At 51.8% G+C, this 9,285-nt stretch carries 7 protein-coding genes and 2 pseudogenes; 3 read left to right on the top strand and 6 right to left on the bottom strand.

The window, feature by feature from the left end; translation table 11 throughout:
* Positions 1-1,631, top strand: a 1,631-nt coding sequence (locus HX812_RS28215) for a hypothetical protein (protein WP_178949137.1), incomplete at its 5' end; no start/stop codon positions are given.
* Positions 1,632-1,806: 175 nt separating this feature from the next.
* On the opposite strand, the gene HX812_RS28210 is transcribed toward HX812_RS28215, so the two are convergent.
* Positions 1,807-2,145: a hypothetical protein gene (locus HX812_RS28210; protein WP_038848053.1), complete on the bottom strand. Its 339-nt coding sequence runs from the start codon at positions 2,143-2,145 to the stop codon at positions 1,807-1,809.
* 164 nt (positions 2,146-2,309) lie between these two features.
* On the opposite strand from HX812_RS28210, the gene HX812_RS28205 reads away from it, so the two are divergent.
* A complete protein-coding gene (locus HX812_RS28205) occupies positions 2,310-3,044 on the top strand; it encodes a hypothetical protein (protein ID WP_038848054.1) in 735 nt (244 codons plus the stop codon).
* Here HX812_RS28205 and HX812_RS28200 read toward each other — a convergent pair.
* The 5 genes and pseudogenes from HX812_RS28200 to HX812_RS28180 all read right to left on the bottom strand — a co-directional run bounded on the left by HX812_RS28200 (position 3,008) and on the right by HX812_RS28180 (position 8,298).
* Positions 3,008-3,256 (bottom strand): hypothetical protein, encoded by a 249-nt coding sequence (locus HX812_RS28200; protein WP_235165474.1) that lies wholly within the window; start codon positions 3,254-3,256, stop codon positions 3,008-3,010. The genes HX812_RS28205 and HX812_RS28200 overlap by 37 nt on opposite strands.
* A gap of 59 nt (positions 3,257-3,315) precedes the next feature.
* A complete protein-coding gene (locus tag HX812_RS28195) occupies positions 3,316-3,645 on the bottom strand; it encodes a hypothetical protein (protein ID WP_038848057.1) in 330 nt (109 codons plus the stop codon).
* Between the two features lie 102 nt (positions 3,646-3,747).
* Positions 3,748-5,889, bottom strand: coding sequence for a DEAD/DEAH box helicase (locus tag HX812_RS28190; RefSeq protein WP_038848061.1), 2,142 nt, complete (start codon positions 5,887-5,889; stop codon positions 3,748-3,750).
* Positions 5,890-5,990: 101 nt separating this feature from the next.
* Positions 5,991-6,698, bottom strand: a pseudogene (locus HX812_RS28185) (DUF1837 domain-containing protein); the annotation flags it as partial.
* Between the two features lie 47 nt (positions 6,699-6,745).
* Positions 6,746-8,298, bottom strand: a protein-coding gene (locus tag HX812_RS28180; RefSeq protein WP_178949136.1) for an IS3 family transposase whose coding sequence is annotated in 2 segments (ribosomal slippage) — positions 6,746-7,836 and positions 7,836-8,298 — 1,554 coding nt in all. Because the reading frame shifts where the segments join, the coding sequence is not laid out codon by codon here.
* A gap of 87 nt (positions 8,299-8,385) precedes the next feature.
* Between HX812_RS28180 and HX812_RS28175 the strand changes: the two are divergent.
* Positions 8,386-9,285, top strand: a pseudogene (locus tag HX812_RS28175) (DUF4297 domain-containing protein); the annotation flags it as partial.

Below are 9,285 nucleotides of genomic sequence, written 5' to 3'. Positions count from 1 at the left end.
AATATGCAAAGAATATTACTGGGCAGATGCGGCCCATATCTCATGAGACATTTTCACTTGCGCTAAGCTGCGGCTCAATCATATTAATGATTGACGGGATTGACGAGATTGAATCAGCGTTAGGCGAGAAATTCAAGATGCATGATTTTCTTGAGTCCATCGGAAATCTAAACGAGTCCTTGAATTCATGCCGAGTTTTGATGACGTCGCGCGATTCTAATGCATCACGGTTCATAAAGACTAAGGGCTCAGAAACACTCTTCATAAAAGGTTTTTCTGCTACCGATATTGATGACTACACAGAAAAAGACGAGCAGGAGATAAAGAAAAAAATTAAAGATTTTTCTGCTCAAATTAAGAATAAAGATGGATTGGTTAACCCATACCTCCTTCATGTAGTGCGTCAGTTCTTGATATCCACGAAGAAAGAGCCTTGGGAGAATCAAGTAATAGAGTCTGAGAGGCTCAAGGTCAATGAACCATTCGACTATTGCTTGGCCAGGGCACTGCTGCGTGAAATAGAGAAGCAATCACTCCATATATCCGTTGATGATTACTACGACTTATTAAATGAGATAGTTGTAGAGCAAGAAAACTCAATGGATGATGAGTACTTTGAGACCTACATTGAAATATGTCTTCAGAAGAATGGACAAACCTCGCCTCCACGCAGGGCTTCATATCTGAAATTTTTTTTATTTGAAAATAAAAACTCGTCAACATCCGTTTCTCACCCAGAATATGTTTCTCACATATTATTGAATAAACTGTACAGTATGTTTTCTAAGAGCGATTCTGCAGTCACCGCCGATGCAATAACTGTCAGGTCAATTTTGGGAAATGCAAGAAACGAGAACTTCGGGTTGATCGAGCGGTTGTGCTCAAAACTACACAAGGCCGACGCATCAGAAATAGAGATCGAGCACAAAGTAAAGTTTATTTTTGGTGAATTAAAAAAGAGTGGTAGAAATATCACTTCTGAAAAGGCTATCCATGAGCTTCATGCATTTATGATAGAGTATTGGGGGCCGAAAACGGCCTCAGAAAGACGCTCTACTATTGAAAGAATTCATACGGAAAATATAATATCCGGAATTTGTATCTTGTCCGACTTTCCATCGATTGATTTTTCTGACTGCACGGTTGAGCAAAGTGTTTTTAGAAATTTTCAAGGTTTTTTCAACTGCAAGACTAACGATAGTACTCGTTTTATAGACTGCTCATTCTCAAATTGTTCTTCAAGTTTTAAGAGGGAAAATGTGAGGTCTGAAATCTTTGTGAATTGCAGTCTTGATGAAGGAATGAGGCATCTCCTGCACGCTGGAGAAGATAAAAGAACGGAGACTTTATTGCGTTCAAAATCTGATGTTAAACAAATCCTAAAGTCAATGCGGCAAGGGCTTGGCTTTGCTCCATTAAGTCTTAATAAAATCAAAGCTCATAGCAGCTTGGTTTCAGAAAGGTCTTATGAGGATTTTATTGACGTCATGTGTAAAGCGGGAGTATTAATCGCGCAAGACAGCCTTTATAAAGTTTCGAGAGATGCTGAGATGGATGCTATTGCTCTTTGCGATGAAGATCATTCGCAGGGTTTGATTACTTCGTTAGTGCAAATGCTGGGGGCTAATTAGCCAACTCATAGTGGTTGATGCCAGATCTTCAATCGGGCACGGCCATTTACCATGACCGGGTTTTTGATTTCCGCCTCAAGGCGGAATTGACTTGGAACCGGTGCTGATTGAACAGCGAAGTACATGGGCTATAACGAGGGTGCTTGCTTGCAGTTGGCAAGCACCCGGCTAATGTTTAAGCCCGCATGGCGGCGGCTTCCTCAGTCGCCTCTTCGTCCGCTTGCGTCGTCACATCCTGCTCAGTCTGCTGCGGGCCTTCGGCTCGGAAGATAACGGGCATCCTGCCGGTATCATCGTTCAGCCGTTCGGCTTCGTTAACAATGTCGCCTTTCGTCAACTTCGCCAGTTGGGTGACATGATCCGGTGCAAATTCGTCTATGGCTTTCAGAATCACTGCCGTCGACACTTGCTGGAAATAGCGGTCACTGGTGAGCTGGCATAATACGGCCATGTCCAACCCCATGACCTGCGCCAGGTCGGCACCGGGCTGGTGCTGTGTGGTGCAAGGCGTCATCACGCCTACCATGGGCACAACGCACACGTCTACGAAGCGCGCCCTTCGCCAACAGCGCGGCCAACAGTTCGGCGCTGTTCTGCGGCAACACTTTACAAGCTATCTAAATTACACAAGCTCTGCCTGCCCTGTGTTAGCGTGCGCTTTTGCGCAAGGAGCAGGCGGTGCAGCAGTTGAAGACCCTCAAGCATGTCCACGCCCATGATGATGACGAATCTGTTCAGAAGCTTCTGACCGCCTGGATCAAAGCTGTCGAACGCTACACCAAAGCGTTTAAAGACAATCCATGGTGGTACAACGAGCGCGCTTCGCTGAGCGTCTTGGCAGGAGCTGCTTGGACATTGAAGGACTGGTTCGCGCTTGAGGAATTCAGCACCATCAAGCGCATGCGGACACTCACGCCTGGCGTGGATGAGGGCCACCTGCGCAATGGTCGTTGTGATCTGTTCATTCGCAACCCAGAAGAGAGTATCGCCATCGAGGCCAAACAGGCCGTACAGCGGATAGGCGTCAGGGCGGATGGGGAAACCTATATGAACAAGGCCCTGAAAGCGGCATGGGATGACACGGGGGATCTTGGCCATTGGGAGGCTAATCGCCGATTCGCAGTGACATTCGTTGTGCCTACCATCCCCTTGAGCGAGGTTCGGATCGGTGCAGGCAAGCGGGTTCAGATCTGTCCTGACAAGGTCAAGGCCTCGCTGAATCGCTGGCTCACGGATGAGCCCTATTTCCCAGGATGGTCATTGAAACCCACCCAGTTCGCCTACATTTTCCCGAAGCTGGGAAGTCCCGACTACGTTGATGGGCACCGTTACTTCCCTGGCATTGTGGTGATCTTTGATGAGCGCCTCAGAGCAAATCAAATCCGCAGGCCCACTGAGGCCTCTGATGTGTAGGTCGCGCCGTCTTGATGCTGTTTCCGACTGTCTCTATGCTCAGGCTTGTAGTTGTCTATGCAGAGAAAATCATCGTAGAAGAGATTGCCTTGCAGAAGGTTCTCCAAAACACACAGATCTCCGTTGATCGTATCGCTGGTCTTAACTGCTACCGCACCGGTGGCGCGCTGGGCGGCTGTGAGTGTGGCATTGTCGATCAGTGCGTACGACATGGGTTGGTAGTCTTGTCTTGAGATGACCAGAAGAACATTCGTTGAGTCGGGAGGAGTAATTACGTGGCCACAGCTTTAACGGCTTTCTTTATGGAAAATTCCTGCTCGCTACCATCACTGAACTTCACGACAAAGCCCTGCGTAGTGCCACCGTGGGCGCCAACCCCACGCGCTATATTGCGCGCGTAAAAGGCAACAGGATGTCCGGGTGTTGGCCAGTTGGTCGCTTTGCAATACCGGACGTACAGGTCTTCGAGCAGATCGAATTCAGTGGAGCCTTGAATGTCTCCACCCTCTACGAGATTTTTGTCACGAATTGCATAAAAAAAGCGCTCCGCCTCCGTCTGGGATGAAAAAAGTTGACCTTTGATGACCAGTTGGTTTGGCATTGTCGTTCCGCTCCGTAGATTTAGTCGGCAAACTTATCAATCGCTGGAAGACCAGAATCTCGGCGCGCTTTACTGCAGCGCTCGCGTCCATCGCTTCCATCATTACATTTCCGCGACCGCCCATTGCATCAGGCCTTTCTCAAAGGGGGTAAGTTGAAGGCTCTCCACCCGAGGGGCAAGCGACCGTAGTTTTGCCAGCAAATCATTAAGGTGCTCTGATGGCAAAATCAGGTGCTTGATCTTGGTTGAAATCTGAGTGGGAATTCCATACTCGTCCAGTGCGGTGAGCAGGGGGTCAAGGAACATGTTCTCCAGTTGTTCAGCGAAAAAGCTGAAGTCTCCAGGCTCGTACCCGTGTTGCTCCAGCACGTCGACCTGAATTTTGTGAATCGCCATGATGTCCCGGGGTAATCTGAAGCACACCATATTCCTGATGAATTTCAGGCGCAGGTTAATGGATTCACTCGCCGAGACATTCTCCCACCGATTTTCTACCGCTTCGCTCAGATAGTCCGGCAAGTTTTTCTGATTTCGAAGTTCATTGATGTGCCACGCCAACTGAGAACTAGACGAGATCAGGTAATCCATCAGGTTCTTACCTTCCAAGATGTAGACCAGCTCACATAAGTAATTCAGTTGGTTCGGCTCAGGAATGCCTTTCCAGCCTAACAACTCATGGCTGTCAGGAAGGTCAGTGATGATCGTTTTCGCGACCTCGACCTGACGCTCGATAGGGATGTGGCGGTTTTCGATCAAGGTGGCCGGTGACAGCACCGGGTTGGCATACGCTTCTTGGAGACGGCCTCTCGACATGTCCGTGAGATATTCGTTTTCCAGTTGCATTAACAGGCCGATAGGTGAGGTTTCATCCTGGTGGCCGATGGGGTACTCGACCGTCAGTCCCTGCTCAATAGGCGGGGCTTCGAGCATAAACACCTTGCCGATGAAGTATTTGTTCATGCGACCAGCGCGCCCGGAAATGTTCTTGTAGGTAAAGTAGTCGAACGTCGACGTTTTGAGGCGGCGGTCGTAAATGATGACGTTCTCAGCCGAGGTATTGACGCCCTCGATCATCGTCGATGTGCAGATGATTCGCTTGATGACGCCTTCGTTGAACAGCTTGACGATGTATTGCTGCAGCGCGCGAGGCACCCCGCCATGGTGTATTCCGATACCTAGGGCGATCGCCTTGGCAACGTTCCATTCTGGGTGGTAATGCTTGGAGATCCATGCAGCGATTTCCTGCGTCTCTGGCACCGGGGTCAACCCGGCATCCTGGATCAGATATTCTGCAACCCTGTTTGCGCTTGCCGGCGCCTGACAGTAGATCAGGGTAGGGGACTCCAGCGTCCTGACCAGTTCCAGGAGTTTCTGTGTTCGCTCCTCTGAACGCATGCCCAGATTGAAATTCTGGATATCGACCGCGACGGTGCTGTAGTCGGACGGGATAAAATGGTACTCGTAACCGTCCAACCCAGAGATCTTCTGAATGTGCGGCCCGAGCATGTAGAACTGCGCTCCGGTCTTTGCGAGCTTGTGGAATGCCAAGCTCAGATCGACGGCGCGTGTGCTCTTATCCTTATCGCCTCCCAAATCGATTTTGTAAAATTCGTCCAGCACGAAGAACTCCACATCATCCAGATCAGGACGCTGAATAACGCGCTCCTGCGTCAGGAGGTAGACGTTGGTGACGTCGGGCACGGCTTCCTGGCTGGGGTGTGTGATCAGGTTGAAGTCTCTGAAGCGCTTGACCAAGCGGCGCCGGGTTTCGTCAATCAGCGCGATGGTAGGAACGATCACCACTACCTTCTTGAACCGGCGCTGGGCAAGTACCGCGTCGATGACCAAGCTTTTACCGACGCTGGTGGAGGCGCTCAAGACGACGTTTCGGCCCTGCATGATCAAGCTGAAAACGTGGGCCTGAAGGTGATGAAACACCATGCCTGGTTCCACACCCTCAACCCTGTGAGCCTCGTAAGCCAAGCGGTCAGACAGGGCCATGTTGCTCAGATGTGGCGTGATGTAAGGAAAGAGCCCAACGGCTCGCACCATGTTGAGCAAGAGCGATTGTTCGACTACGTCAAAAAGCGCGAACTTGTCGAGCGCGCGGATCACCAGGTCGCGTCCTTCCCACTCAGCGTTGCTTCTGTTGACGATAGCGTTGATGGCAAGCAGCACATCGACTGTCGAAGCGCCTTCATCGCTGAGGTTCGCCAGGCTGTTCTTGATCGTTTCGTAGTTCATTACCGCATCGTTCCTTGAGTTCACCGAAGCCGGCTTAACCAGCTCGGCATGCCTTCACCCTGTAGTGTTTTCAGCCGTGCAGATCGAACACAGGCCTCAGCTTATGCCTGCAGGTCTCCAAGTGTTTTGCACCGGGTATTGAATTCATTGATCAGCTTCTCGATGCTTTCCATCGGCACGAGGAAGACCATGACCTTCACTTGCTTGATGTTCTGTGGCAGCTGTTTGGTGAAGGTGCTGAAGTGGGCCTCGATCTCCTTTCTAAGATGGTTCACGTAATCAGCGAGCCAACCTGACGAGAGTGCGTGACTGTCGTAGGTCAACAGGATGGGAAAGCAGAGGACGTTCATCATGTCATCGACTGGCGAGTTTTTGTGCAGTGCCTGATTGAAGGCGTCCGCTTTCGGTTGATGGTGAAGGGGCTCGCGCAGGTTGATAATGATTTCGCGTTCCGACGACAACACCGTCTCCGATATGGTGGCGTCTAGGACGCCGCAGATCTGTGCCAGGGTCGCGTCCATGGCACCTGCCTGGATTAGGCGCGCGAGCCCGAGCCATAACTGATCGTCCTGGCCAGGTATCTGCACGATGTGAGCGTTGCCAAACTCGGAAAGCTTGCCTGAGGATTTGTAGAAGACCTTGCACGCGACAGGCTCGCTGTTTTGGCGGCTACGCAGGATGGCGTGGAGGATTAGTTCGGCGATCAGCCTGTCGCGAGGCAGTTCGCTGTCGGTAAACGCATTGATGGATCGTGCCAAGATGGCTTCGGCATTGTGCGCGAGGATGTTCACGATCTCGCTCGCCTTGAGGGAAAATTCCGGCGTTTTTCAAGGTAGTTGTCGCGTTCACCGTTTTGTTATGCCACTTTTGCGATCACAGTAAGCTCTCTTTCAGGGTTCAGATACACCGTCCCGACTGGCCTCCAGTTACGTGTTTCTCCTGACCACCGTCCAGGTTTTTTCGCTCTAGCTAATCTGTAAACAGTGTCACGGCGGGCGAGGATTTCATTGTCCTTGCCTTCATGACGCTGGGCCGGCGTGACGAAGCGGATGCTGCTATGGCGATGCACGGTGTTGTACCAGACCATAAAATCCCGAACCCAGACACGCGCATCATCCAGACTGTCGAATCCGCCCAAGGGCCACTGCGGACAGTACTTCAATGTTCTGAATAACGACTCGGAATAAGGGTTGTCGTTGCTGACGCGAGGTCGTCCTCGCGAAGGCGTAATGCCCAAATCGTACATTTTGGACAGCAGTGTCACCGACTTCATGGGCGCGCCATTATCCGAGTGGAGCACCAGCGGCTGCTGCCAGCACTTTTCCTGATTCACGCTTCGTTGCAGCAGTGCCGCCGCCTTTTCTCCGCTTTCTACTTCGTAGACCTCCCAGCCCACGGCTTTGCGGCTGTAGATGTCCTCAATCAAGTAGAGATAGTAAAACTGCCCGCGAATCGGCGTGGGCAGATAGGTAATGTCCCAGGACCACACCTGGTTGGCCGACGTCGCGGCATACGTCGTCGGTGCCGCATGATGCTGTGGTCTCTTGGCTCGTGACCTGTGTTGCTGCTGGCCCGCAGCCTTGAGCACCCGATAAAAGGTGGCCTCCGAAGCGAGATAACGCCCTTCGTCTGCCAATTGCGGCACGATCTGACTTGGCGGTAAATGGGCGTAGGCCTTGCTGTTGCACAGCACCAGGATGTTTTGGCGCTCCAGTTCACTGAGCGCATTACCGGGTATGGGCCTGATCGTTGTCGTACGGCCATCGGCGAGGATTTCGGACGGTAAACTCCAGCGTTGCAGCGTCCTGAGCGAAATGCCGACTTCCTGACAAGCAGGCGCCCTACGGGCGCCCGCCGTGATGGCTTCGTTGAGCCAACCCACGAGCAAATACCGTTCTGGCAACAAGGTCAGTTGTCCTCGTCGTCGCTTCCCCAGTAGGCATTGAGCTTTTTTCGCAGCACCAGCAGAGCCGCCGTTTCAGCGAGAGCGGCATCTTTGCGGCGCAGTTCACGTTCCAGTTGTTGGATGCGTTTCTTGTCTCCCCGCACTTGCGCGGCATCAGCTTTTCTACCGATCGGCTGATGGGTGCTGTTAGCAATAAACTCGTTGCGCCAAGCGGCGACCTGCTCAGGGAAAATGCCCACTCGGCGGCAATATTCGCCCATTTCCAGTTCCGACAGTGCTGATGTTTCGATGATCGCTGTCAGTTTTGACTCGGCTGACCAGTTCTCTACTGGTTGATTTTTTTCGGACAATTGAGTGCCTCGGGCAGCCGCTTGTTTGCGCCATTGATAAAGAGAAAAATCGCTGCAACCCTCACGACGCGCGACCTCTTTGGCAGAGAGGCTAAGGGGCGGAAGCATCATTTTCAGCAACGCGGCTTTACGTTCAGGTGAATAGAAAGGCATGACCATACTCTTGCCGCCCCCGAAATGCTTTTAGGAATTTGGAGAGGCGACAACTAGCCTGACACCGGGGGCAACAAAGGTGGGCCCGCTGCGAGGCAAGGCTTCAAGTATCAAGATCATGTAGCCGTCAGCTTCATTTTCAAGATGCTGCGCGATAGCAGTTACACCCAGGTAGAGTGCGAGACCGCCGACGATATCGTGGTCGTATTCCAGTGCGGGGGTCAGCTCGTCAACGAGTACATTCAGGTCAAGACGACTGAGGGTGACCACAAATGGAATATGGACGAGGTGACCGAGCTGGATGGCACCAAAGCAAACTCGTCCTTGCTTCACAAATCGCTGAAGTGCGATGTGCGCCCAGGCCTTGCTCGCTTCCGAATCGTGACCAAGCGCGACGTCGCGAAGATTCTCGACGGTTTCAAAACGGAGCTGGACAAGAGGGTTCTGCCTGACACCACCACAGCCCGAGGCAAAGTTCTGCTACGGAAATTCAAGACATTCATCTCCCCACAAAATCGGAATTTCGCCTACTGGGCAGAGAACTCCGTCTGGCAGGTCTACGGTGATGTGGAAGCACTGGAAGCGGTCAACATCAAGGCCCTTTCCAAGCTTGCTGAGGATTTCGGGAACCGTCCCAACAATACCCAGATGCAGGCAATTTACGATGATTTCTTGGAGATGGCTGACAAGGCTGCCACGGCCAACGTGAAAACTGCAGCATCGACGAAGATCATTCTGCGGGAACCGGCCCTGGCCCACCTGAAGCAGCTATTAGAGTCGGCTGATGACAAGTCAACGGCTACAGCCAAACCCTATAAAAAGCGGCCAGATCCCTTCCTTGTCGAGTTTCATGCAAGCACCGAAGAAGGTCTGCTGCACTCATTTTCCGGCTTTGACGTACGCTATGCGCTGAAGGCGTGGCGGCATGATGGTTTTGCTAAACATCTCGTCGAATGGCTCCCGGAATCCCCCGGTGTCAGGCTAGTT

The organism is Pseudomonas sp. IPO3749, assembly GCF_013386605.1.
In the GTDB taxonomy this organism is placed as follows: domain Bacteria; phylum Pseudomonadota; class Gammaproteobacteria; order Pseudomonadales; family Pseudomonadaceae; genus Aquipseudomonas; species Aquipseudomonas azotoformans_A.
The sequence above is the reverse complement of the archived record's forward strand: the minus strand, read 5'-3'. Positions and strand labels throughout refer to the sequence as shown.